Source organism: Tautonia sociabilis, from assembly GCF_003977685.1.
Taxonomy (GTDB): domain Bacteria; phylum Planctomycetota; class Planctomycetia; order Isosphaerales; family Isosphaeraceae; genus Tautonia; species Tautonia sociabilis.
In genome coordinates this window covers 1-23,215 of the sequence record NZ_RYZH01000011.1, presented here as the reverse complement: position 1 = coordinate 23,215, position 23,215 = coordinate 1, and the positions used below count along the sequence as shown (strand labels likewise).

At 70.2% G+C, this 23,215-nt stretch carries 18 protein-coding genes; 4 read left to right on the top strand and 14 right to left on the bottom strand.

All coding sequences use genetic code 11. From position 1 onward, the window contains the following. Window positions 1-34 precede the first annotated feature (34 nt). From TsocGM_RS07425 to TsocGM_RS07395, 7 genes are all read right to left on the bottom strand, one after another. Complete coding sequence (locus tag TsocGM_RS07425; protein ID WP_126724674.1) at window positions 35-949, bottom strand: hypothetical protein; 915 nt, start codon at window positions 947-949, stop codon at window positions 35-37. An 8-nt stretch (window positions 950-957) separates the two neighbouring features. Next, on the bottom strand, window positions 958-3,048 hold the full coding sequence (locus TsocGM_RS07420) for a VWA domain-containing protein (protein WP_126724673.1): 2,091 nt from the start codon (window positions 3,046-3,048) through the stop codon (window positions 958-960). Further along, complete coding sequence (locus TsocGM_RS07415) at window positions 3,045-4,610, bottom strand: FHA domain-containing protein (protein WP_126724672.1); 1,566 nt, start codon at window positions 4,608-4,610, stop codon at window positions 3,045-3,047. The genes TsocGM_RS07420 and TsocGM_RS07415 overlap by 4 nt, the downstream gene beginning before the upstream one ends. Before the next feature lie 83 nt (window positions 4,611-4,693). Beyond that, the gene (locus TsocGM_RS07410; RefSeq protein ID WP_126724671.1) at window positions 4,694-5,614 is read right to left on the bottom strand and encodes an FHA domain-containing protein; all 921 of its coding nucleotides are present in this window, start codon (window positions 5,612-5,614) and stop codon (window positions 4,694-4,696) included. Window positions 5,615-5,633: 19 nt separating this feature from the next. After that, the gene (locus TsocGM_RS07405; RefSeq protein WP_126724670.1) at window positions 5,634-7,724 is read right to left on the bottom strand and encodes an Hsp70 family protein; all 2,091 of its coding nucleotides are present in this window, start codon (window positions 7,722-7,724) and stop codon (window positions 5,634-5,636) included. A gap of 38 nt (window positions 7,725-7,762) precedes the next feature. Continuing rightward, a complete protein-coding gene (locus TsocGM_RS07400) occupies window positions 7,763-8,431 on the bottom strand; it encodes a hypothetical protein (protein WP_126724669.1) in 669 nt (222 codons plus the stop codon). A gap of 75 nt (window positions 8,432-8,506) precedes the next feature. Continuing rightward, window positions 8,507-10,171 carry an Hsp70 family protein gene (locus TsocGM_RS07395; RefSeq protein ID WP_126724668.1) on the bottom strand — a complete coding sequence of 555 codons (1,665 nt, stop codon included), beginning with the start codon at window positions 10,169-10,171 and terminating at the stop codon, window positions 8,507-8,509. 281 nt (window positions 10,172-10,452) lie between these two features. Here TsocGM_RS07395 and TsocGM_RS07390 point away from each other — a divergent pair, with 281 nt between their 5' ends. Continuing rightward, window positions 10,453-12,732, top strand: coding sequence for a VIT domain-containing protein (locus TsocGM_RS07390; protein WP_126724667.1), 2,280 nt, complete (start codon window positions 10,453-10,455; stop codon window positions 12,730-12,732). Window positions 12,733-12,854: 122 nt separating this feature from the next. Here TsocGM_RS07390 and TsocGM_RS07385 read toward each other — a convergent pair whose 3' ends face one another. The 4 genes from TsocGM_RS07385 to TsocGM_RS07370 all read right to left on the bottom strand — a co-directional run bounded on the left by TsocGM_RS07385 (window position 12,855) and on the right by TsocGM_RS07370 (window position 16,848). Further along, entirely contained in the window at window positions 12,855-13,520 is a 666-nt protein-coding gene (locus tag TsocGM_RS07385; protein ID WP_126724666.1) for a dioxygenase family protein, read from the bottom strand. A gap of 126 nt (window positions 13,521-13,646) precedes the next feature. Then, the gene (locus TsocGM_RS07380) at window positions 13,647-14,732 is read right to left on the bottom strand and encodes a calcium/sodium antiporter (protein ID WP_126724665.1); all 1,086 of its coding nucleotides are present in this window, start codon (window positions 14,730-14,732) and stop codon (window positions 13,647-13,649) included. Between the two features lie 37 nt (window positions 14,733-14,769). Continuing rightward, window positions 14,770-15,531 (bottom strand): nucleotide exchange factor GrpE, encoded by a 762-nt coding sequence (locus TsocGM_RS07375; RefSeq protein ID WP_126724664.1) that lies wholly within the window; start codon window positions 15,529-15,531, stop codon window positions 14,770-14,772. Between the two features lie 42 nt (window positions 15,532-15,573). Beyond that, window positions 15,574-16,848 (bottom strand): hypothetical protein, encoded by a 1,275-nt coding sequence (locus TsocGM_RS07370; protein ID WP_126724663.1) that lies wholly within the window; start codon window positions 16,846-16,848, stop codon window positions 15,574-15,576. Window positions 16,849-16,999: 151 nt separating this feature from the next. On the opposite strand from TsocGM_RS07370, the gene TsocGM_RS07365 reads away from it, so the two are divergent. The 3 genes from TsocGM_RS07365 (at window position 17,000) to TsocGM_RS07355 (ending at window position 19,336) form a co-directional block, all read left to right on the top strand. Further along, window positions 17,000-17,818, top strand: a complete 819-nt coding sequence (locus TsocGM_RS07365) for an ABC transporter ATP-binding protein (protein WP_126724662.1) — start codon at window positions 17,000-17,002, stop codon at window positions 17,816-17,818. Beyond that, a complete protein-coding gene (locus TsocGM_RS07360; RefSeq protein ID WP_126724661.1) occupies window positions 17,815-18,627 on the top strand; it encodes an ABC transporter permease in 813 nt (270 codons plus the stop codon). Before TsocGM_RS07365 ends, TsocGM_RS07360 begins: the two co-directional genes overlap by 4 nt. 61 nt (window positions 18,628-18,688) lie before the next feature. Next, window positions 18,689-19,336, top strand: coding sequence for a hypothetical protein (locus TsocGM_RS07355; protein ID WP_126724660.1), 648 nt, complete (start codon window positions 18,689-18,691; stop codon window positions 19,334-19,336). Between the two features lie 109 nt (window positions 19,337-19,445). Here the strand turns inward: TsocGM_RS07355 and tpx are convergent, their stop codons facing one another. The 3 genes from tpx to folD all read right to left on the bottom strand — a co-directional run bounded on the left by tpx (window position 19,446) and on the right by folD (window position 22,070). Further along, window positions 19,446-19,985, bottom strand: coding sequence for a thiol peroxidase (gene tpx / locus TsocGM_RS07350; protein ID WP_126724659.1), 540 nt, complete (start codon window positions 19,983-19,985; stop codon window positions 19,446-19,448). 171 nt (window positions 19,986-20,156) lie between these two features. After that, window positions 20,157-20,990 (bottom strand): sugar phosphate isomerase/epimerase family protein, encoded by an 834-nt coding sequence (locus TsocGM_RS07345; RefSeq protein WP_126724658.1) that lies wholly within the window; start codon window positions 20,988-20,990, stop codon window positions 20,157-20,159. A gap of 198 nt (window positions 20,991-21,188) precedes the next feature. Next, on the bottom strand, window positions 21,189-22,070 hold the full coding sequence (gene folD / locus TsocGM_RS07340; RefSeq protein WP_126724657.1) for a bifunctional methylenetetrahydrofolate dehydrogenase/methenyltetrahydrofolate cyclohydrolase FolD: 882 nt from the start codon (window positions 22,068-22,070) through the stop codon (window positions 21,189-21,191). Between the last annotated feature and the right edge of the window lie 1,145 nt (window positions 22,071-23,215).

The window sequence follows — 23,215 nt, the reverse complement described above, 5'->3', positions numbered from 1 at the left end:
GGGGGAGGCATCCCCTCGACCTCGGAATCCCCCCTCACCCCGACAGATCGTTCAGCGGGATCGCCCGGTACTCGATCCCGGACCAGGTCGCATCCGCCTCCCATTCGTCGTTGAGTCTCCCCAACCGATCGGAGAGCGCTTCCCGGTCGATCGAGGGGGAACCGCCCAGTTCGCCCCCCCCGGACAGGGCTCGTTCGACCTCCTCGACCTGTTCCGCCCTGATCGACTCGCCGGGGGCCATCCTCCCGAGGAGCGTCAACACGCGCAGGGCCCGTGCCTCGGCCGGCGAGACGTCGAGCGATCGTCGCAACAGCTCCAGCAGCTCGGTCCGGCTGACCAGGGCTCCGAGGGTGCCGTTGACCTGTCCGACCCGGACCCATCCCGATCGGGAGACGCGTTCCCAGCCCTTCCCGAGCTCCCAGGCAACGATCCTCAAGTCGCCCCCTCGCCAATCAACCACCGGCAGAGGAGTGCCATCGACCTCGACCAGGGCCCGATCGGAGCCGCCCGGCTCGTCTGCCAGGGCAATCCGACCGGGCTCCGGGATGAGGACGATCCGGGTATCCCAGGGCAGCACCTCCTCGGCCGGGACCCATCCGATCGGCCGGCGGTTGCCGATCCGGTAATGCGTCGGCTCTCCCGTCAGCGGCCAGACGTCGTACACGTCGGCGAAGATCCGACGGCCGATCGTCTCGACCGTCGTCCCATCGGGCCGGTCGGTCGCCTCGACGCCGTCCCGGAGCAGCAGGACTTTCCGGACGATCCCTCCGTCCCCCTGCATCGGGTCGCTCGAGCTGGGCACCGGCGGCCCGGAGGCGATGCGATCGATCCCCGACCGGACCGCCGCTCCGGCCGCGGAGAGCCAGTCCCTCCCCCACCACGAGAGCACGGCGAGCAGAACCAGGAGCGCCAGGGTCGGCAGCGGATAGCGAATGGGAGGTGGCGACATGGGTTCGCTCACGCTCCCGGGCCGAGGCCGGCCCGACGCCTCAGCCGGCCGGGCAAGATCGCCAGCAGGACCAGCCCCACAACCAGGCCGAGGAACAGCCTCGGCCATCCCGAGGCCGGCACCACCATCCCCCGGATGAAGACCTCCGCCGTCCCCACCGCCGCCGAGGCGCGATAGGCCACTGAGACCGGCCGCAATGTTCCGTCAGGCAGCGGCCGTTTGGTCCGGTAGACGAGGCGATACATCTGCCCCAGCCGAGTGGCGATTTCCTCATAGATCGCCAGCAATTGATCCGCGTCCCGAGCCGGGAAGTACTGGCCTCGCGTCTCGACCGCCAGCCGTCGCAGGTCGTCGCTGGCGATCTCGTCCTCGGTGCCGAGCCCCAGCGTATGCACCGGCAACCCCGATCGCCGGGCGGCCAGCACCGCCGTTCCCAGGTCGGCGAACTGACTGAACGTGTCCTCGCCGTCGGTCATCGCCAGCACCGCCCGCCTCCCCGGTTCCTCCGAGAGCAGTTCCAGCGCCTCGACCACGGCGTCGTAGTACCGAGTGCCCCCGATCGGCTGGAGCGCGTCGACCGCCTCCTGCACCTGTCTCGCGTCCGTGGTGAACGGACAGATCAACCGGATCTCGTCACTGAACGCCACCACGGCCACCCGGGAGCCGTTCGGCATCACCTTCAGGAACGTGCGCACCGACTCCTTCAGCGCCCCGATCCGGTCCTCCGCCTCCATGCTCCGGCTGTGGTCGACCACCAGCACCACGGTCGTCTGCACCGCCTCCCGGGACGCGGGAGCGCCAAATCGCAGGATCTCCACCGGCTGGTCGTATTCCGAGACGCGGAAGTCGTCTATCGTCGCGTCCAGCACAGGAGAGCCGTCCGGTCCCGTCACCTCGAAGTCGAGCGCGATCTCCGGGAAGCCCGACTCGTCCACCTGCCGGACGGTCACCGCCACCCCGTCGTCTCCCGTGGTCGTCCCCACCTCGGGCGCTTCGGCGACCGGGGTGGCGCCGATCGAGTCGGCCTGGGCGATCGCCGGTCCGGGTAGCTTCAGCACACGGTCCAGCTCGAACGCCAGGTTCGCCTTGCGCAGGAACAGCATCGCCAGGCACGACTCTGGCAGCGCCCCCCACCTGCCGTGCGGCCATCCTCCGTTGGGCATTTGCCGGGCAAGGAGCGACTCCGCCCCAGATCGATACCAGTCGAGTCCGTCCAGGTCCCTCAGCCCGAGGGCGACGCACACCCGCTCCAGCGACCAGAGATAATACACATCCTCATTTCCTCCGATCGACCTCGCCCGCCGTGACACCGCCTCCAGGGCCTCCCGGAAGGCCGGATCCGAGGCCAGGGCCTCTCCCCTCGCCCGGGCCGAGCGTCGCTCCGCCAGCGAAGGCCGAGCCGCCGAGATCGCCAGCGCCATCAGCCCGGCGCAGGTCATCGAGGGCGTGCTCCCCGCCCCCGGCTGATAGCCCCAGCCCCCGTCCGGGTTCGCGGTCGATCGGAAGTGAGCATCCAGCTCGGCCAGGGCGCCGTCCGAGTCGAATCCGTGCCGCCCCCCCGCCCACATGCCGAGCAAGGCGAATTGCGTGTTCGAATGATCTCCCGGCCCGGAAAAAAAGGCGGCGAACCGCGAAGAGCCCACCGACGACTCCTCCCCCGATGGCACCTTGTACGACCAGATCCCCTCGTGGTGGCCGCGTTCCAGCCTCCTCGCCAGCCGGACGATCAGCGCGTCCAGCTCCCCTCGGGTCGTCCCCTGGAACCGGGACAGGAACAGGATCGCGAGCGACAGGTCATACGTCTGGTCTGACACCGCCGCCAAGTCGCGCACCACGACCGCGGCCTTCCGGATCGCCTCATCGTCCGCCGGCACCCCGTTCTCCAGCAGTGCGAGGCCGCAGAGTGCCGTCATCCCCAACCGATGATTGTGCGCAAGCCGATAATCCCAGTGCCCCTCCCGGGCTTGCTCTCGGCGCAGGTACTCCACCCCGCTCGCGATCGCCTCCTCAACTCTCTTGTCGAGGTCGTCTCCCTGACCGATCGCGGTCGGAGGGATCATCGCCAGCACAGCCGCCGCCGCCAGGATCGCCCGGGTCATGGTGTTCCCCCCTGCCCCGCCGACCGTTCCGGAACCGCGAGGATCGAGGCCGCGCCCAGCACCGCCCCGATCGCCGTCCACAGGACCGACACCGCGACGAGATTTCCCGACAGCGCCGTCCCCAAGATGGGCTCGATCGCCTGACACGCAGCCACCGCCACCGCCGCCACGACGAGCCCGGCGAAGCCTCCCGCGAAGCCGCCGGCCGGCACGTCGCGCGGCCCCCCCCGCCGCCCCGCGGCGATCGCCCCGGCCACCGCCCCCGTCGCCGCCAGCACCACCGCCGGCCCCGGCAGGGTCGCCAGCCCCGACAGCCCGCTCGCCGCCCCGATCCCGAGCCGGACGCCCAGACCCAGCACCGCGCCACCGATCACTCGGCGTGCCATCCCGAATCGAGCCAACCAGCCGGCCCAGCGTTCCCCGATCTCGTCGAGCCCCGCCCCCCCGACCATCGCCTCAGCCGATTCGCCGAACGGCTCCGCCCCCCTCGCCTCCGGGGCCTCGAGCACGATCGCCACGCGGGCCGAGCCGCCGTTGCCGTCGATGACCACGGCCCCCGTCATCTTCCCGGGGAACGGATCCGGCACAGTCACCTCCACAACGACCTCGGTCTCCTCCACTGTGGTGAACGGATGCGAGAACTCCGACGCGACGGCCAGCCAGGCCGCCCCGGCCGGCTCGACCCGGGCCGTCGATCGCAGCAGCCGGAAGCCGACGTTCGACACCCGGATCGTCCTCCTCGTCCGGGCTCCGGGCGTCGCCCGGACAGTGATCGACCTCGGGTGCACCTCCAGTTCGGGCCTCGCCGGCCGGCCGACCGGCAGCGATCCGAGCCAGGCATCCAGCCGCTCATCCGGCGCCCCGGGAGCGTCCGCCCTCGGAGCGAGGTCCCCCCTGCCGGTCGAGACGAGGTACGCCGCCAGCCGGCCCGAGGTCAGCTCCTCCCGGAGCTCCCCCCAACGCTGGGCCGACACGGTCAGGAAGTCATCCCAGCTCCGGCAGACCGGCCCGCCCTTGAGGGCGAACGCCATCGGGCTCGTCGTGGTCGGCGTCGGGCTCGGGCTCGGCGCCGGGCTCGGCGTCGGCGTCGGTCGCGGGTTTGGCCTGGAAACGGATCGGACGACGGGCCGCGCCGTCGCCGAGGCGCCCGGTCTCCTCACCGAGGCGGCTCGAGTGGGCGTCGGGCCGGCGGAAGGCTCCGCCGTCTCCCGTCCCGCTGGAGCGCCCACCACCCGGAGCTGCACGCCGCCGAGTTGGAGCAGATCCCCGTCCCGGAGGGGTTGCGATTGATCGGGGAGGAGCCTCCGCTTGTTGACGAAGGTCCCACCGGGGCTGTCCAGGTCCCGGATGCTCGGCCCGTCCGCTCCGAGCTCGACCACGGCCTGCCTCGCGGCCATCCGGCGGGGAGAGTCCCCCTCCTGGCCCGAGAGATCGATGCCATCCCCATCGCCAACCCCGTTGCCCAGGATCGACCGCCCCTTGAGCAGCGGGAACCGACGCCCCACCTCCCGGCCCCGGATGACCTCCAGCGACCAGCCGATGCCTCCCGATTGCCGATTCATGGGGCGACCACTCGCATCAACACGCTTCGAATCAATAACGAGGTCGATCCGTCCCGTCCGCGCGCGCTCCCTTCCATCCTACGTCAAGACCGGCTCCGGAACACGAGGGCCGTGCGCCCCAGTTCGATTCGGTCGCCGTCGGAAAGCCGCTGCTCGCCCGAGACGGGCCGCCCGTTGAGGCGAGTCCGGCCCTTCTCGTCCAGGTTGCGGAGGACGTAACCCTCGCCCCGCCGTTCGATCTCGGCGTGCTGACGGGCCACGGTCGCGTCGCCGAACAGGCCGACCTCGGCCCGCTCGTCCAGCCCGAGCCGGGCCAGCCGGGTCGCCAGGAGGTACGACCGCCCTTCCTGCCGGCCGTTGAGGACCATCACCCAGGCCCTCCGGAGCACCTGCTCGACCAGGGCGAGGAACAGGCCCAGCCCGGCGCCGAGAATCGCCACGCCGAGCCCCTGGCTCAGATCGTAGCGGTTGCCCAGGCCTTCCCGGAGCACCTCAAAGAGGAAGCCGCCGACCAGCCCTCCCAGGCCGCCGCCGATCAGGCCGTAGATCAACCGTTGCCGGGATCGATCCGCGAGCCCCTGGCTCAGGCCGATCCCCAGCCCCAGGATCGCCCACGCCACCGACCGGCCGATCGGCCCCCCGCGCAGGCCCCCGAGCACCAGCTCGCCGAGCACCAGGCCGACCATTCCCCCCGCCGCGCCGGCGATCGCCCCCCAGGTCGTCGTCCTCGCCAGTTTCAGCGGGGCGCCATCGCGAAGCGGGTCGACCGCGTTCAGGAAGAAGCCGATCGAGCCCCCCAGCGCCGCCCCGGCCATCAGGTTCCTGGCCCACCAGAGCGCGTCGGCCTGCCGGAGCCCGTCGAACGGCCGGATCAGCTCGGCATACGAGAACAGGCCGATGACCGCTCCCAGCGCCCCGGCCACCGCCAGCGCGTAGGCTTGCCTCGCGTTGCTCGCCAGGGCCCGGGCAAGGGATCGGGGGTCGGTCGGCGCGGTGGTGGACATGGTTCGGGGCCCCTCTCGATCAGGTCAGGCGGAGGGCGCGGCCGCCCTCGGCGATCACCCGGGCGATGTGCCCGAAGGTTTGCACCAGCTCCCCTCGTCGGGCGAAGATCGACCCCTCCTCGGTGCTCGAGAGCCGGCGCAGGTAGTCCAGGTCCGCTTCTCCGGTGCCGATCGCGACGATCTCCACCCCCTCCCGCTTCGCCGCGTCCGCCTCCTCCACGGCCGAGTCGGCCGAGTCCGGATAGCCGTCGGTCAGCAGGACGATGTATCGCGTCCGGTCCAGCTCCGTCAGGTGCGACCGGGCCAGGGCGATCGCGTCGGTCAGATTGGTTGTTCCGTCGGCGTCGAGGCGATTGATCGCCGCGATCAGCCGGCGAGCATTGTCGGTCGCGTCGGACTGCAGCTCGACCTGATCGGAGAAGGAGATCAGTCCAACCTCGGTGTGCGTGAAATCGCAGCGGTCCAGGAACGCCCGGGCCGCCTCCTGCGCCTCGGCCAGCGGCTCGCCGGCCATGCTCGACGACACGTCGATGAGCAGGAACAGCGTGATTGGCGCCGGTTCCCCCTCGACGGCCCCCCCCTCGGGAGGCCGGCCAAGCCACGACAGATCGTCCGGCACCGGCTCCACGTGCATCGCCAGCCGGTGCCCCGTATCGCGCTGCATGCCCGAAACCTGCACGACCCCGTCCTGGTCGTAGGAGAGCGACACGTCCACGTCCACCTCGGCGTCGGTCGCCTCGATTCCCGTGAACACATACTTGCCCAGGATCGTGCAATCCAGCGGCGCCGCGCTCTCTCCCTGCGTGAGGTAGACCTCCATCCGGTCGTTCCTCCCGCCGTGCGTCGCCAGTCGGTACGACCGTGTCCCCCTGGCCGGGATCGCCACGTTCCGTCGGACGACCACATCATTGACATACGCCGAGCCGTCCGGGCTGACGGCCACCGTCCCCAGGCTGTGCGACATCACGTCGCTGATCCGGGACGGGCCGGGCAGCGTGAACCGCGGCGATGTCGCCCCTGCGAGCGTGAACCTCGGCCGGGCGTCCTCCGGTTGCTCCCCGACGAGCATCGCCGCCCGGATCACCGCGCCCAGTGCCACCACCTCATCGACGTTGACCCCCGCCCGGGGCTGCTGGCCGCTCATCTCGGTCACGAAGCGACGGACCATCGGCATCCGGGTCGACCCGCCCACCAGGAGCACTCCGGTCAGGTCCTTCCAGCGCAGCCCCGCCTCCTCCAGCGCCTCCTCGGTGAGCTTCCGGGTCCGGTCCATCAGCGGGAAGGTCATTCCCTCGAATTCCTCCCGGGTGAGTTCGTAGCTGCGGCGTTCGGTGCCGAGCTGGAGCGTGACCCGGGTCGACGACCGCTCGGAGAGCTGCCACTTCGCCTGCTCGCTGCGGACGAGCACCTCGTTCAGCGCCACCGGTTCGTCCAGCGGGTCGAACCCGGTCTCGGCGGCGAACCGTTCGGCCAGGAGGGTCGCGATCCGGTCGTCCCAGTTCTTGCCCCCGAGGTCGTGGTCGCCGGCGGTCGCCCGCACGGTGATCTCCTCGGCAGTGATCCGGGCCACGGTCACGTCGAACGTGCCGCCGCCAAGGTCGTAGATCAGGACGGTTTCGTCGGCCCCTGCGTTTTGCAGCCCATAGGCCAGCGCGGCCGCCGTCGGCTCGTTGATGATCCCCATCACCTCCAGGCCGGCCAGCCTCCCCGCCTCGATCGTCGCCTTGCGCTGCGCGTCGGCGAAGTAGGCCGGCACGGTGATGACGGCGCGGTCGACTTCCTCCCCCATCGCCGCCTCGGCATCCGCCTTCAGGCGAGCGAGAACGAGGGCCGACAGCTCGGTTGCCCCATAGTCCTTGCCCCCGAACCGGAGCGAGAAGAGTGGGTTGCCCATCTGGGGCTTGAAGAAGCTGGCGATCTGGTCGTCTCCCAGCCTCGCATACTCCTTCGCCTCCTGACCGACGCTGGGCGGGTCGGTGCCGAAGTAGATCACCGACGGCGTGATCGGCGCCCCGTCCCGGTTCGGCACAACCTCCGGCCGGCCGTACTCATTGCGGCGGGCCACGACGGAGTTGGTCGTCCCCAGGTCGATCCCGACGAACGCGGACATGGCGATTCCCCTCGGCGCGAGGCCGATCCTCCGGCCAATCAGAGCGCCCCGACCAGCTCCAGGGCCTTCGTCCCGATGAGCAAGGAGACAAACCCGATCGTCGAGGCCGAGAACCACGGCCACAGGTCGTCGAACCGAGAGACGAGGTAGTATCCCGTATAGATCGGGCAGACGATATATGCAATACCGTACAGCAGGTCTTCCCGGAAGGCGGCATAGGCGCCGGCCCCGGAACCGATCGCGACGAGCAGCATCCCGAAGCCGGAGAGGACCCACCCGGGGATCGGCCCGACTCCCGGCACGAACGCTAGCGCCGAGAGCGCCGCGGCGACGATCCCCAACCCGAGCAGGATCCGGACCCTTCCATCCTTCCCCGCTTCGAGCAGCGCCTCCCGGAGGCTCTGTCGCCGACGAGTCTTCCCACGAGGGGGCCGATCGCGGGGCACGTCCGACAGCGGGGCATCCCGGAACGACGGGGAGAAGGTTGACGCCCCCTCGCCCGGCCCGGCCGACAGCGGGGCCGGCCCGGCCGCAACGGAAACCGGCTCGGCCAGCTCGTAGGTGTCAGCCATCGCCTCGCCGCGGGTCGGGAGCGTGAAGGTCGCCTTGCAGTGGCGGCAGCGCACCGATCGGCCCGCCCACTCGGTCCGGGCGCGCCCCGGAGCGGCGCAGGAGGGGCAGGCGAAGGCGAACGATTCCGACGACATGGCCGGGGCCCTCCCATCCCGGTTCGGATCGGATCGGATCGAATCGAATTGGATCGGATCGGCGGCCGGGTCGGTTCAGGAAACCTCCATCAGTCGCAGGGCCGTCGACCGGTCGGCGAGCTTCTCGGCGCTCATCACCGACTCGGTCTCGAACTCCACGTCGATCGAGCCGCCTCCGGTCAGATCCGTGGCGGTCACGGTCAGGCGGCCGTCCCGGGTGATGCCGAACGTGACCCGGATCGGGCTCCTCGCCGGCAGACCCTCGGGGAGGTGAAGCTGCGCGACGCCGACCTCCTGGCAGTCCATTGGCTCCGGGCTGTCCCGCTCTCCCGCCATGACGCGGATGTCCACCCCCGACTGATTCGGCTGGTCGGTGCCGAAGTCCTGAGTGCGCTCCATCGGCACCTCGCCGTTGCGGGGGAGCAGGTAGACGACCACGTCCCTCCCCTCGTCGTTCCGGGCGATCACCCCCAGGCTCTTGGACAGCACGTTGACGATCTGCGTCCCCACCAGTTCCCGCACCGGGCCGCTGAGCGTGAAGCCGGTCTGCGATTCGATCGCGTCCAGCGCCTTCTCCAGTTGTTCCTCGGTCACGGCCGAAGGGTCGAACCGCCCGCCCTCCCCCTCGGCCCCGGGGAGGTATTGCACCACCTGCTGCTGGATCGACTCCTTGAAGCCGTAGAGGGCCGCCCCCTTGGCGACCGCCTCGTCCGGGTCGAAGCTGATCGGCTCGATGCCGAACTCGGCCACGAGGCGGTCGCGGACCTGAGGCATCCTCGTGGCGCCGCCGACGAGGATCAACGAATCGAAGCCCTCGTAGCCTTTTTCCTTCGCGTCGGCCAGCATTTCCCGGGTGAGCTCGAGCGTCCGGTCCATCAGGTGTCGAGTGATCTCCTCGAAGGTCGAACGGTCCAGTTCGACCCGAGCCGACTGCCCGGCGTGAGTCACCCGGAACGGGGCCTTGTCGCGCTGGGTGAGCGTCTTCTTGCCGCGCTCGGCCTGGAGGAACAGGTCGTTGAGCACCTCCGGGTCGTCCATCGGGTCGCTGTCCAGCCCGGTTTGCTCCCGGAACTGGTCGGCCAGATGCATGACGATGGCCTCATCCCAGAGCGTCCCGCCCAGGCGATGATCGCCGCCGGTGCAGATGACCCGGATCAGGCGGTCCTTGATCTCGATCATCGTCACGTCGAACGTGCCGCCGCCGAGGTCGTAGACCAGGACCACCTGGTCGCGGTCCTGCTCCAACCCGTAGGCGATCGCCGCCGCCGTCGGCTCGTTGAGCACGGCCCGGACGTTCAGGCCGGCCAGCACGCCGGCGTTGGCGGTCGCCTCGCGCTCGGAGGTGCCGAAGTAGGCGGGGCAGGTGATGACGACATCGGTGATCTTCTCGTCGTCGGACAGGCCGAGAGCAACCTCCGCGTCTCCCACCACCTTGCGGAGGATGAACGAGCTGATGTCCTCCGGGCTGTACGACTGCCCCTCGTACTCGAACACGAAGTGCGGGTCCCCCATGTGCTGCTTGACCCGGCTGACGACCCGATCGGGCTCGACCTTGGCCGACTCCTTCGCGGTGTTGCCAACAATGATCGCGTCGCCGTCGAACAGCACGACCGACGGGGTGATCCGATCGCTCTCCTGGTTCGGCACGATCACCGGCTTGCCGTGCTCGTCGACATAGGCGATCGCCGAGTACGTCGTCCCCAGGTCGATGCCGTAGACCCGCTTCATCGGCTCGCTCACGACGGAGGCCCTCACTCGGTAGGAAGATCAGCGCGCCGGGCGATCGCCCCGGGCCGCCAGCCACTTTAGGGTCTTCGTCCCACGTCTCGCCAATATTCTAGAGGGACCGCCCCAGCGATTCAGCACCCGACCCCGCCCCAGGCCCAGAGCAAGCCCCGGGAACCGCCCTCTCCCGGCCGTCGTCCTAAGAACCAGCCCCGCGGGATCGTCATCGGGATAGGCCCCTTCGGACCCCTGAGCCAGCGATCCGGGAATCCTCCCGGAGAAAGGACCGGTCCGCCATGTCTCCGACGCGTCCCCGCCTCCTCGTCCTCGCGCTCCCTTGGCTGCTCGCGGTCGGCCCGCCCGCCTCCGGACAGGGGATCCTCGTCGACCGGATCCCGGATCGTCCCGTGGCCGGCTCGTTCGAGGTCAAGTCGGTCGTCGTCGATGCCCTGGTCCGAGAGCAGGTGGCCCGGGTCCGCGTCTCGCAGACCCTCAGCAACCCCTCCTCCGGCACCATTGAGGCCGAGTACCTCTTCCCTGTGCCCGACGCCGGCACGATTCAGGACGTCGTCCTGCTTGTTGACGGCAAGGAGCTCCCCGGCGAGCTGATGGACGCCGAGAAGGCCCGACGCATCTACGAGGAGATCGTCCGTCGCAAGCGCGACCCCGCCCTGCTCGAGTACATGGGCCGCGGCCTGATCAAAACGAGCGTCTTCCCCATCCCTCCCCAGGCCGAGCGCACGGTCACGATGACCTACACCCAGCTCCTGCACCGGGATCGCGAGGTCGTCGAGTTCTCCTATCCCTTCGGCACTCAGAAGTTCACCGCCAAGCCGATCGAGACGCTCGAGCTCTCCCTCCGCGTCGAGAGCCGGACCCCGATCAAGTCCCTCTACAGCCCCAGCCACGATCTCGACCACCTGTCCCGCTCCGACCACGAGGCCCACGTCTCCTACCGGGCCCACCAGGTCGTCCCCGCCGCCGACTTCCGCGTCTTCTACACCCTCGCCGAGGGAGGCCTCGGCGCCTCGGTCCTCAGCGTTCGCCCGGACGGCGACGAGGACGGGTACTTCCTCCTCCTGGCCAGCCCCGACGTCTCCTCCGACCGCCGGGACCGCCACCCGGCCCCCAAGACCGTCGTCTTCGTGCTCGACCGCTCCGGCTCCATGACCGGAGAGAAGATCGAGCAGGCCCGGGACGCCCTGACGTTCGTTCTGAATCACCTCAACGAGGACGACACCTTCAACATCGTCGTCTATGACGACCTCGTCGAAACCTACAGGCCCGAGCTGCAGCGCTACTCCCCCGATTCCCGCCGGGACGCCCTCGCCTTCGTCGACACCATCCGGGCCGGCGGCAGCACGAACCTCGACGCCGCCCTGCGCACCGCCCTGGAGATGCTCCAAGACGACGGCCGCCCCCGCTACGTCATCTTCCTGACCGACGGGCTCCCCACCGTCGGGGAGACCGACGAGCTTCGCATCGCCGATCGAGCCCGAGAAGCCAACCGCACCGATGCCCGGATCTTCCCCTTCGGCGTCGGCTTCGATGTCAACGCCCGCCTGCTCGACCGCCTCTCGGCCGACCACGGCGGAGCCAGCGCCTACGTCAAGCCCGACGAGCACATCGAGGCCGTCGTCTCCCGCTTCTTCTCCAAGCTCACCAGCCCGGTCCTCGCCGGCCTCCGCGTCGAGGTCGACGGCACCGACCTGAACCGCACCTACCCCCGATCGCTCCCCGACCTCTTCGAGGGCGGCCAGCTCACCTGGGTCGGCCGCTACACCCGATCCGGCAAGGCGACCGTCCGCCTCACCGGCACCGTCGGCGAGGAGCGCCGGACCTTCTCGTTCGAGGCCGACCTCGCGCAGCCCGGCGCGGGAACCCGCTACGACTTCGTCGAGCCCCTCTGGGCCTCCCGACGCATTGGCGAGATCATCGACCAGATCGACCTGCACGGAGCGAACCCCGAGCTGACCGAGGAGCTCGTCCGGCTCAGCACCCAGTACGGCATCCTCACGCCGTACACCTCCTTCCTCGCCGACGAGGAGACCGACCACTTCGCCATTGGGCTGAACACCCGACGCGCCCGAGACCAGCTCGATCGACTCAGCGAGGTCCAGGGCGCCGCCGGCGTCGGCCAGCGGGCCAACAAGGCCTACTACCAGCGGAACGATCGGCTCCTGACCCCCGAAACGCTCGCCGCAGCCGCCTCTGCCCCCGAGTCTGATCTCAGCTCGAGCCGGATGGGCCGGGGAGGCATGGGCATGGCGCCGGCCGGGGGCACGATGGCGGTCGCCCGGGACTTCGAGGGGAACGTCGTCCCCGTCGCCACGGTCCGCAAGGTCGGCCCGAAGACCTTCTTCTTCCGCGACGGGCGCTGGATCGACTCCGCCGTCTCCCCCGAGGACGAGCGGGGAGCGACCACGATCACCCAGTTCACCGAGCCTTACTTCGCACTCTCGAGACGCCTCTCCGCGAAGGAGAATGCCTACCTCTCCTTCTCCCAGCCGCTGGTCGTCGCCATCGGGGAGGAGGTCTACCGGATCGAGCCCGCACCGCCGGCCGACGAGCGCTGATCTCGGAGCGATCGGATTCCGGCGCCCTTCGAGGCGAGACGATCCGAGATCGGGGTGGCTGGCATCGAGTCGGGCTCAGCCACCCCGATCCTCGGATGATCCGAAACGCGGGGGATCCCGAGTCACGCCTCCGGCGTGAACCCGAGCACCACGTCGAACTTCGCGGCGAGTTCCCCGATGCGAGAGCCCGCGACCGGGTTGAAATCGACCAGCACCGCCTTCCGGGAGGCGGGGTCGGTGATCCGGCGAAGAATGCCGTCCCGCTCGTTGCCGGGGTGGCCGTTGATGTAGCACTGGGTCGTCAGCAGCGCCTCGCGGCCCTTCCAGATCTTGAAGTGGATGTGGGGAGTCCGGCCGGGATAGGGGACGGGCTTGATCGTCCGGAAGTAGTACTCGCCGGTCGATCCGGTCAGGAAGCGGCCGAACCCCTGGAAGTTCGCATCTCGGGCCGACCGGTTGTCGCTCCCCGAGTGCAGGTAGGCGCCCTGGTTGTCGACCTGCCAGATCTCCACCACGGCATTGCGGACCGGCTCTCCCCTGGCGTCGAGGATGCGGCCGGAGAGGTGCGTCACCTCGCCGACAGCCGGAGTGATCTCATCGTTGATGATGAGCAGGTCGTTATCCGTGTCCAGCGGCAGGTGGTCCGGGTAGAACGGCCCCTCGGTCTGGGGAGGCGTCCGGACGAGCTCCTCGGCGAATGCCCCCCGCGTCGCGAACGCGGCGGCCCCGAACGCGAGCCCGCCGAGCATCCCCCGGCGCGAGAGGTGGCGACGATTCCCATGGTCCATCGATCAATCCTCCTCGGTGGCGGCGAGCCCCTCCCGGCCCGTCCGGGGACGCCCGCCCCTGCCTCCCCTTCTCTCAGAAAGCGACAGTTCCGGCTCCCCTGTCCGGACCGGAACCGTTCCGCACGCTCAGCGAGACGACCGGGAAGGCCGTCTCGCCCGGACTTCCCGGGCGGTCACCACCGCCAGCGTGACCACCGTCAGCGGCGTCACGAACGCCGCCATCACCACCCGGAAGGTCCCGAGCGCCGCGTTGCCGGTCGCCACGAGCACGATGTCGGCCGTGTACGCGAAATAGTACCCCAGGAACAGCAGGCCCTCCCACCGGGAGATCCGATGCCCGCTGAAGAAGATCGGCATGCAGGCGACCGCCGAGGCGATCATCAACGGCAGGTCGAACCGCATCGCATCCGGCCGGACGGCCACGCCCCCGGACACGGCCGCGGTCAGTCCCAGCACGCAGAGCAGGTTGAACAGGTTGCTGCCCACCACGTTGCCGACCGCGATGTCCCGCTCCCCCCTCAGGCTCGCCACCACCGACGTCGCCACCTCCGGCAGCGACGTCCCCGCCGCCACGATCGTCAGCCCGACGATCCGCTCACTCACCCCCAGACCGGTGGCGATCGCCACCGACGCCGACACCAGCAGCCTCGACCCCACCACCAGCAGCCCCAGCCCCGCCGCGATGATCGTCAGGTCAACCGCCAGCCACCCCCGACCCAATCCGAGATCGTCCCCCTCCCCGGCCAGAGCACTCTGCTCCCGGACCGCCGACCTCCCCTGGCGGATCAGCCAGGTGGTGTACGCGACAATGCCGGCGAACAGCCCAAGCCCATCGAGCCGGCCGATCTCGCCGTCGATCCCCAGCACCAGCGTCAGCACCGAGGCCAGGATCACCAGCGGCACGTCCAGCCGGACCAGTCGGCCGGCCACCACCAGCGGAGCGACGAGCGAGGAAACCCCCAGGATGAACAGCACGTTGAAGATGTTGCTCCCGACCACGTTCCCCAACGCGATCTCCGCGTTCCCCCGCCATCCCGCGTAGAGCGAGATCGCCAGCTCCGGGGCGCTGGTGCCGAAGGCCACCACCGTCAGGCCGATCACCAGCGGAGCGATCCCCAACGCGCGGGCCAGCGCCGAGGCCCCCCGGACGAACGCCTCGGCCCCGACGATCAGCAGGGTCAGCCCGGCCAGGAACATCAGCGCGGTCGCCATCGAGGGCTCCTCAACCGATCCGGGGGCGGTCGTTCGCTCACGGCTCCTGGGCCCCGGACTGCTCCCCGGTCGCGGGAGCCTTCCGGAGGGCGAACACCGAGACCAGCTCCGGCCGGATCACCAGGTCTCCGCTCGCGAACCCCGGCCGGAGCCGGGCGGCGATCGTCTTGTTCCGCGCCGGGTCCTCCGTCGAGACGGTCGAAATCGCCCGCTGCCGCCTCGGGTCGAACGTTTCCCCATCGACCCGGAAGGGCTCCACCCCCTGGCGATAGAGCACATCCTCCACCCCCCGCTGAAAGTCCCTCAGCAGGCCCGCGGCCCGATCGTCGCCGACCGAATCGGCCATCTTCCCCATGTCGTCGTGCAACACGATCAGGTCGAGGAAGATCGGCTTGGTGACCTTCAGGAGCAGATCGTTCTTGTACTCCTGCAGCTCCGCATGGAGCCGATCCACCACTTTCTCCCGGGTCGACTCCGCCCTCAGTTCCCGGTCAAACTGAGCCTGGAGCCGGTCGAGCCGCCCTCCGAGCAGGTCCCCGAGTCCGGCGATCGCCTCCAGCACGGGCGTCATCGGATCGGCCGGCGGGGCGATGCTGATGCCGGTCGGCTCGACGCTGGCGTCCTCGGAGGCAGCGTCCGGCCATCCCGGCGGGCCGATCGTCGCGATCGACTCGAACGACGAGGCCGACGCGACCAGTTCCTCCTCGATTCGATCGGGAGTCTCCTCCGGGGGAGGCCCCGCCTCCTGCTCGTCCTCCCGGGGCTCTTCGGTCACATCGGGCCGGTCGTCGTCGCTCATCATTAGCTCGGGGGCGGGGGGAAGAATGGCTCGGCGGTTCGATCAGCGAAGCAGCCCCTGTTGCCGGAGCAGCCAGAGCAGCGGGCGCTCCACCAGCAGCGGGGTCGGCAGCGGCTGGGGGGCCTCCTCGTCCTCCTGGGCGGCGTCTCCCAGGGCCGAGCAGGCGAAGAAGCGGTGACGGGGGAAGTCGATGCCCAGGTGCTCCAGGAACGAAAGCTGGTCCCACCGCCTCATCGCCGCTCGGACCTCCTCGTGGACGAGGACGTCCAGGTCCCCTTCGATCGGCTTGCCCGGCACCCCGGTGGCGACTTCATGCAGCGTCGTCCCGGGCGCCATGAGCGGCCCCCAGCGGTCGAGCTTGTTCAGGCAAATCGCCAGCGGCACGCGAACGGGCACCCGGTCGAAGAAGCCGGCGAGCTTCGACAGGTCCTCCCGATAGTCGGCCGGGGGAGCGATCGCCTCCTTGGGGGAGAGCCGCATCCTCGGGTCCGACGCCACCTGGGGCAGCCGCATCGGGTCGATCAGCAGGAGCAGCCCCTTCGCCCGCCGGATCAGGTGCCCGGCCTCCCGGCGGAGGACGGAGAAGTTCATCTCCCAGTCTTCCCCGGCCATGTCCGAGAACGACAGCAGGGGCTCGCTGCCGGTCTTCCCCCGCCGCTTCACCTTGTACACCAGCGGCTGGAGCACCCGGCGGTTGACCTCCAGCGGAGGCGTCGGCATGTGCGCCTGGCGAGTCACCTCGCCCCAGTGGCCGACGCCGACCCCCTGGAGCGCCGACCCGTAGGTCACGTCCCGGTATTCCTGACGATAGCGGCGGCGCACCTCCTCGTCGATCGGCTCCAGCAGCAGGCCGCGCTCGGGGCCGACGTGCTGGTCGAACTCGTTGAGCACGACGGTCATGTACGTCGTCTTGCCCACCGATTGCGGCCCGAAGACCGTGATGTGCCCCGGCCTCCTGGCGATGGCCGCCTCGGGCATTCGCTGATGGCACCTCGGGCAGAGACGGCAGTCGGTCTCCCGGCCGCAGTTCGGGCAGTCGAGGGATCCCGGCAGCACCAGCCAATCGAGGTGCCTCCGAACCCCCCGCCGCTGGTCCCTCCTCGGGTCGACCCACCACGGGCTCCGAATCATCGAGTCCGCGCCCGAGCCGAAGAAGGTCCGGGTGAGGATCGGGTCTTCGACCTGTCGGCTGAAGTCCGACTCGCATCCCGGGCCGTCACATTTGACGTGCAGTTCGAACGCCGCGAACCGCTCGAAGCAGAACGGGCACTGGACGCGGCGCAGCGGATCGAGTCGGGTCAGCAGGTCCAGCGGCATCGGCGGATTGCGTCGGATTGGGTCGTCACCGGGCGGCTCTCCCTCGGCAACCGCCTGCCGGTGGGGAATCCCGATCCATCGTCCCCGAATCCCCTCGGCCAATCAACCTCCGCGGCCTCCTTCCTCGCACCCGGCGGCCGGATCTGCCAGAATGACCATCCCCTACCCAGCGGCCGACCGGATCTCCCCTGTGACCCGCCCCCTCCTCTCACCGTCCCGACTCCCCTGGCCTCGCGGTCTCCCCCTCCGGCTTGAGGGGGTCCGCCTCTCCCGAGGGGCGACCACGATCCTCAACGGGGTTGATCTGGACATCCCCGCCGATCGTCGACTCCTCCTGCTCGGCCCCTCCGGCGCCGGCAAGTCGACGCTCCTCCGCCTCCTCAACCGGTTGGACGACCCCGACTCCGGCCGCATCCTCCTGGGAGACCTCCCACTCCCGAGCCTCCCGGTGCGGCTCCTCCGCCGAGCCATCGCCGTTGTCCCCCAGGACCCCCTCCCCCTTCCCGGCTCGATCCGGGACAACCTCCTCGCCCCTTCGGAGTTCGCCGGCCTCAAGCCGCCCCCCGACGCCGAGCTCGCCCTCGCCCTCGACGAGTTCGGCCTCAACCCCTCCTGGCTCGACCGAGACGCCTCCGCCCTCTCTGGAGGAGAACGCCGGAGGCTCGCGATCGCCGTCTCCCTCCAGACCTCCCCCGAGATCCTCGCCCTCGACGAGCCGACCGCCGCGCTCGACCCAGCCTCCTCCCGAAGACTCGTCGAGGCCATCGACCGCCGGGTGCGTGCCGACGCCCTGCGAACGATCGTTGTCACCCACGACCGCCGCCTCGCTCCGATCCTCGGCGACGTCGCGGTCGTGCTCGATGCCGGACGGGTCGTCGACCTCGGCCCCACGCTCGATGTCCTCCGCCGGGCCGATCCCCTCGCCTGGGGATCGGACGCCCCCCTCGATGGTCAGGAGCCCCTCCCATGACCGAGCCTCCGGTCCCCATCCCCTCTTGGGCCGGGCTGGCCTGGGCGGCGATCCCGGTGGTCCTGCTCGCCGCCGTTCTCCGATCGAGGAGGCTCGGCCAGGCCCGTCCGCTGCTGGTCGGCTCGGCCCGGATGGCCGGGCAATTGCTCCTGCTCGGGATGGTCTTGAAGGCGGCCTTCGCGGTCGATCATCCCTGGGTCGTCGGCGCGGCCGGCCTGGTCATGCTGTCGGCCTCCGCCCAGGCGGTCGGGGCCCGCCAGTCCCGGCCGAGCTGGTCGCTCCGCCTCGAGGCGGCCGCCGCCATGACCGTCGGCGCCGGCCTGGCCGTGGTGGTGTCCACTCGGCTGGCCCTCGGCGTCGCTCCCTGGTACGACCCTCCGGTGGTCATCCCCCTACTGGGTATGATTCTGGGCAACAGCGTCAACGGCGTGGCTCTCGCCGCCGAGCGGCTGGAGTCGGAGCTGCGCTCCGGGGCCGACCTGATCGAGCGCCGCCTCTCCCTCGGCGCCTCTGCCCGACAAGCGGCCCTGCCGGCACTTCGCGCCGCGGTCGCGGCGGGCCTGACCCCGACGATCAACGGCATGATGGTCGCCGGCATCGTCTCCATTCCCGGCATGATGACCGGCCAGTTGCTCGCCGGCGCCGAGCCGACCGCCGCCTTCCGCTATCAGATCCTCATCTACTTGGCCATCAGCGGCTCGGTCGGCCTGGCCATCCTCGTCCTGCTCTCCCTGCGGACCCGACGCGCCTTCACCCCCGACCACCAGCTCCGACGCCCCCGCCTTCCTCCCGACGGGGGCCTTCAGTAGACTGGGGGCACGGACGCTCTCCTCTCCGCCGAGCCAGCGCCTTCGAGCCCGTCGGCCGACGATGCTCTATCACGTCCCCCTGGCCGCCTGGATCGCCACGAGCCTCACCCTGCTCGCCCTCGGGGCCTGGGTCCGGTACGACGGCAGCTTCCACGTGCAGGACCAGTTGATCCTCGGACTGCTCTTCTTCATCGCCGCGATCATGATGACCGTGGCCCTCATCTGCTGGCTGCCGCTGCTCCGACGACTGCCCGACGACCGCACTCCCGGTCGGATCGTCTCCGCCCTGCTGCTTGTCCCGGCCGTGACGATGCTCCTGCTCGTGGCCATGTCCTTCGAGTCCGAGGCCGCCGCCGCCGCCCGACAGCGCGCCCACCTGCTCCGGGTCGCCCGCATCGTCGCCGAGGACTTCGACCGCCGCGATCGCATGCCCGTCCTCTTCGACGACGCCCTGTCCCGCTCCTCCGACCGCCTCCCCCACCGCGGCGACGCCGACGGGCGAGCCCTCTTCTACCGCCGCCTCGATCGCCGAACCGCCCTGATCTGCGCCCCCGAGTGCCGCGTCCACGTCATCGTCCGCGGCGCCGAGATCGCCTACCTCCCCTGGCCCGAAGGCGCTGCCGACCCCTGTCGGAGCGGCTCCCCCTCCTCGTACTGGTCCGATCCCTCCCCCAACGGCAACGCCCCCCTCATCACCCCGCTCCCCTGACCCCTCGAGCCCGGATCCCGGCTCCCCTCCGGGGCCTTCCCCGTCCGTCGATCGCCGGGATCCGGTCAAGAGCGTCCGGAAGCTCGAATCCGTCCGACTTCCCGGTCCCTCAGGCCCCCGCGGCCTTCTTCAGCGCCTCGATCGCCGGCCCGTAATCCGGCTCGTTCGTCACCTCCTTGACGTACTCCGCGTGCACGATCGTGCCGCTCGGATCCACCACAAACAGGGCCCGGGTCAGCAGCGGAACCGGGGTCCCGTGCATGAGCACGCCGTAATGCTCGCCGAAGCTGTGGTTGTGCAGGTCCGAGAGGTTCGTCATGTTCACGACGCCGGCGTCGGCGCAGAACCGGGCCATCGCGAAGGGCAGGTCCATGCTGATCGTATACGCGCCGACCTTGTCCCCCAGCTCGGCCAGCGTCTTCGAGAGCGTCTTCGTCTGGACGCTGCAAACCGGCGTGTCCAGCGACGGCACCACGCTGAACAGCCTCGCCTTGCCGGCCGTGTCCTTCAGCGACAGCACCGCCAGGCCGGCCTCCCCCTTGGTCGCGCAGGAGAAGTCCGGCGCCTGATCCCCCGCCTTCAACCGGGGCCCGATCAGATCGACCGGGTTCCCCTTCATCGTCACCTCGCCCTTGCGGATCTCGGCCATCGTCTAAGCTCCTTGGCTGGTTGTCGCTCTCGGATCGGATCGGATCGGAGCGCATCGCATCGACCCGGCACGGCGATCCCTCCGGGACCGGATCGAACCCCGGGCCCCGGGCTGCCCCGGCCCGAGGATAGTCCCGACGCCGCTCCTCCCGCAAGCGATCGCTTTCCCCAGTCACGCTCCCCGGGCGGCCTCGAGCGTCCGACGGAGCGTCTCGATGCTCTGCCTCGCCGTCTCCTCGGCGCCGGGGGAGAAGTCAAAGACCTCGACCGACACCCAACGGTCGTACCCCGACGCGACGAGGGCCTGCATGATCGGGCCGAAGTCCACCGCTCCCATCCCCGGGCCCCGGAGGTTCGGGTCGTTCGCGTGGAAGTGCCCGGCGACGCCGCCATGGGCCCGGATCAGATCGGGGACCGTCCCGCCCGGATCGGAGGACATCGCCTTCACGTCCAGGTGCAGCGTCACCCTCGGGTGGCCGACCCGATCGATCAGCGTCCTCGTCTCGGCGATGCTGGTCAGGAAGTTCGTCTCCGCGGTCGACAGCGGCTCCAGGCACAGGTCGACCCCCGCCGCCTCCAGGTCGTCCGAGACGCCGGAAATCACCTCCGCCGCCAGCCGCATCCCCTCCTCCGGCGCGAGGTCCGGGGCGATGTCCCGCTGCTTCGGCGAGCCGAAGACCATCAGCGATCCCCCCAGGTCCCTCGTCGCCTCGATCAGCGCCTTCAGATAGTCCTGGGTCCTCGCCCTCACGAACGGGTCCGGGCTCGTCAGGTGGTACCCTTCCGTCTTCGCCAGCAGCCAGTGCAGGCCAATCGTCTCCAATCCCGAGTCGGCGATCGTCCGCCGCATCTGCTCCCGGCGATCCTTGCCCAGGTCCGTGATCAGCGGCGCCAGCGTGAACGGCGCCAATTCGATCCCCTCGTACCCCAGCCGCTTCACGCTGGCGCAGGTCCGGGCGAGGTCCCAGCCCTCGAACAGCTCGTTGCAGATCCCGAATCGAATCATCGCCCGATCCCCTTCCAGAAAGAGAATTCTTGCTCGACGCGGGCGATCTCCCGCCCTCCCGGATCGGATGCCCTCCGGTCGGCCTCCCGGGGCGAAACGCGGTTCTCCGGGGCGATCGTCCGGGTGCCCAGCCCTCGACGCTCCCCCTTCGCCTCCCGGTCCCGGTCCCGACCGTCATCGGCCTTCCGCCTTCCGACCTCAACCCTCGGCCGTCCACCCCCCCCTCCGCTCGGCCGACGCCACCGTGTTGGCCAGCAGCATCGCGATGGTCATTGGCCCCACGCCCCCTGGCACCGGCGAGATCCAGGACGCCACCTCGGCCGCCTCGTCGAACGCCACGTCCCCGCAAAGGGACCCGTCCGGCCGACGGTGAATGCCGACATCCACCACCACCGCCCCCGGCTTGATCCAACTCCCCTTCACGAACTCCGGCCGGCCGACCGCCGCCACCAGGAGATCCGCCTCTCCGACAATCTCCGGAAGGCCCTCGCTGGCCGAGTGGCAGACCGTGACCGTGGCGTCGCCGACCGCCCCCTTCCGCAAGAGCAGCAGCGCCATCGGCTTGCCCACGATGTTCGACCTCCCCAGCACGACGGCCCGCTTCCCCCTCGTCTCGACCCCGTGCCTCCGGAGCAGTTCCACCACCCCCAGGGGAGTGCACGACGCGAACCTCGGCCGACCGATCGCCAGCAGGCCGACGTTCTCCGGATGGAAGCCGTCCACATCCTTCTCCGGCCGGATCCGGTCGATCACCCGGTCGCTGTCGATCTGCTTCGGCAGCGGCAACTGCACGAGGATGCCGTCGACCCGCTCCTCCTCGTTCAGCCGGTCCACCACCCCGAGCAGCTCGGCTTCCGAGGTCGTCCCCGGCAGCCGGAGCACCTCGCCCGAGAAGCCGGCTCCTGTGGCGGCCTTCTCCTTGTTCTTCACATAGAGGGCGCTGGCCGGGTCGTCCCCGACCAGCACGGCCACCAGGCCCGGCGGCCTCCCCAGCCGATCCCGGACGACCGCCACGCGAGCGGCCAGCTCTCCCCGGATCTCCCGGGCCGTCTGCTTCCCATCCAGGATGCGAGCCGGCACGACCGCTCCTTTCCTCTCTCGCCTCGCCGGACCCGAGACAGCACCCCGTCGCTCCCTCCGGCCGGCGTCGATCCAAGAGTATAGCCCTCCCCCACCCTCCCCCGCGACCCCGCCCCTCTCCCCTTGGATTCGCACTGCGCCCCCCCCCCCGATCTCCCGATGATCTCCCTGTGGGGCCCTCGAACCCGGGGGTTTGTCCGGCCGGATCGTCGTCGCTTCGCCTCGAACCATGAACCGTCGTCCCATGAACCGTCGTCGCCCGCCTCCTGAATCGCAGACGGACCTCACTCCGATCCGGGTCGGAGGGGACGATCGCCGTCCGATCCTCCCCCCGAAGGCCGCTCGCCCAGCGCTTCGAGGCCGGTCGATCCCCCGCGCTCCCCTGCCTTCCAGAACACCTTCCCAGCGAATCGAGGACCATTGGATTCCCCTCCCAGGACCTTCCCGCCGTTCTCCCTCCCTCGCTCCGAGCGAGCAGGGCGATGGGCCCCCCCGATCCCCGTTCCCACCGAGCGGGCCGACCGGGAGCCTCCCGGCCCGAGAATCGAGGTACCGGCGGCAGAGCCGTCCCCGCTCCCGCACGCTCGCGACGAAACGAACCCATCTATGAGAGGGGGACTGTCAAGCTGCCGGTGCAGGTTCGGTGGGCTCGGGGCCCCGGCACCTCCCCCTCGCCGTCGGCGTCGGTCGGCCTGCCCGTCCCAGACCACGCCCACCAGCGATGCGGCGGTGCACCCCGGCACACCTCCCCTGAGCCACAGGCCGAGGGGAGGCCCCGGCCCGCATCCTTCTCCACGAGGCTCGGCCGACGTGACGTGGACGCTCAACCATCTATGCGGGATCGTCCGGCCAGGCCGGACGTCGCCAGGAAAGAGGATTCCGAGGGACGCCGCCACTCAATGTCTCGGCGGTCAGCGGCGGGGCCGCCGCCGGGGTTCGCTCCGGGGTCATCCCTCAGGTCGTCACGCCCACCGGGCGGTGGCTCGACAGGTCTCCGGCTCTTGGTGATGGATCGTCCCTTCGGCTTCGGCTTCGGCTTCGGCTTCGGCTCAGGTCGCGGCCAGGCGGTACGGCGTCATCGTCCGCAGCAGGGCGACCATCACCCCCAGCAGCCGACGCGCCACCGCCACGATCGCCTTCTTGCC

Bases quoted from the DNA above. Each gene is read 5' to 3' on its own strand.
- TsocGM_RS07425 (WP_126724674.1), bottom strand. From the start codon at position 949: ATGTCGCCACCTCCCATTCGCTATCCGCTGCCGACCCTGGCGCTCCTG.
- TsocGM_RS07420 (WP_126724673.1), bottom strand. From the start codon at position 3,048: ATGACCCGGGCGATCCTGGCGGCGGCGGCTGTGCTGGCGATGATCCCT.
- TsocGM_RS07415 (WP_126724672.1), bottom strand. From the start codon at position 4,610: ATGAATCGGCAATCGGGAGGCATCGGCTGGTCGCTGGAGGTCATCCGG.
- TsocGM_RS07410 (WP_126724671.1), bottom strand. From the start codon at position 5,614: ATGTCCACCACCGCGCCGACCGACCCCCGATCCCTTGCCCGGGCCCTG.
- TsocGM_RS07405 (WP_126724670.1), bottom strand. From the start codon at position 7,724: ATGTCCGCGTTCGTCGGGATCGACCTGGGGACGACCAACTCCGTCGTG.
- TsocGM_RS07400 (WP_126724669.1), bottom strand. From the start codon at position 8,431: ATGTCGTCGGAATCGTTCGCCTTCGCCTGCCCCTCCTGCGCCGCTCCG.
- TsocGM_RS07390 (WP_126724667.1), top strand. From the start codon at position 10,453: ATGTCTCCGACGCGTCCCCGCCTCCTCGTCCTCGCGCTCCCTTGGCTG.
- TsocGM_RS07385 (WP_126724666.1), bottom strand. From the start codon at position 13,520: ATGGACCATGGGAATCGTCGCCACCTCTCGCGCCGGGGGATGCTCGGC.
- TsocGM_RS07380 (WP_126724665.1), bottom strand. From the start codon at position 14,732: ATGGCGACCGCGCTGATGTTCCTGGCCGGGCTGACCCTGCTGATCGTC.
- TsocGM_RS07375 (WP_126724664.1), bottom strand. From the start codon at position 15,531: ATGAGCGACGACGACCGGCCCGATGTGACCGAAGAGCCCCGGGAGGAC.
- TsocGM_RS07370 (WP_126724663.1), bottom strand. From the start codon at position 16,848: ATGCCGCTGGACCTGCTGACCCGACTCGATCCGCTGCGCCGCGTCCAG.
- TsocGM_RS07365 (WP_126724662.1), top strand. From the start codon at position 17,000: ATGACCATCCCCTACCCAGCGGCCGACCGGATCTCCCCTGTGACCCGC.
- TsocGM_RS07360 (WP_126724661.1), top strand. From the start codon at position 17,815: ATGACCGAGCCTCCGGTCCCCATCCCCTCTTGGGCCGGGCTGGCCTGG.
- TsocGM_RS07355 (WP_126724660.1), top strand. From the start codon at position 18,689: ATGCTCTATCACGTCCCCCTGGCCGCCTGGATCGCCACGAGCCTCACC.
- tpx (WP_126724659.1), bottom strand. From the start codon at position 19,985: ATGGCCGAGATCCGCAAGGGCGAGGTGACGATGAAGGGGAACCCGGTC.
- TsocGM_RS07345 (WP_126724658.1), bottom strand. From the start codon at position 20,990: ATGATTCGATTCGGGATCTGCAACGAGCTGTTCGAGGGCTGGGACCTC.